Source organism: Paraclostridium dentum, assembly GCF_012922555.1.
GTDB classification, from domain to species: Bacteria; Bacillota; Clostridia; order Peptostreptococcales; family Peptostreptococcaceae; genus Paraclostridium; species Paraclostridium dentum.
In genome coordinates, this window is record NZ_WIPK01000151.1 from 1 (window position 1) to 386 (window position 386).

Sequence of the window (386 nt, forward strand, 5' to 3'; positions counted from 1 at the left end):
GTCTGATCTTCATAGCGATGTATTTGAGACTGTAATGATAGCCTTTCCAATGTTGCCACACATTTCCGATGGCGTAACGAGCGTCATGTCCCCACAGGTATATCCCATTAGGGTTAGTATTATGGCACTGACTGTACCAAAATCCCCCGAAGTAGGATTTAGCGCAGTTCCCCTCTGCATATGAGTCCTGGTCTTTATCAAAGGTGGAGAATTTCTGTCCGTTGTTTGTAGCCATAGAATCACCTGCACCTCCATTGATGAAGCCACTAACATGGAGTTTGTAGCCATCAGCTTCAGATTCCACAGAGAAATAAGCGTATTGAGCATGAACAGACCCTCCCTCAAAGTCCTTCAGGTCCACTTTCAGCTCATATTGTCTCTTGTTT

General features: G+C 44.8%; 1 protein-coding gene. It reads right to left on the reverse strand.

Translation table 11 applies throughout. The features are described from left to right. The coding region (locus GFJ41_RS21210) for a fibrinogen-related protein (RefSeq protein ID WP_264318559.1) at window positions 1–304 on the reverse strand (304 nt) is incomplete at its 3' end. Window positions 305–386: the final 82 nt, after the last annotated feature.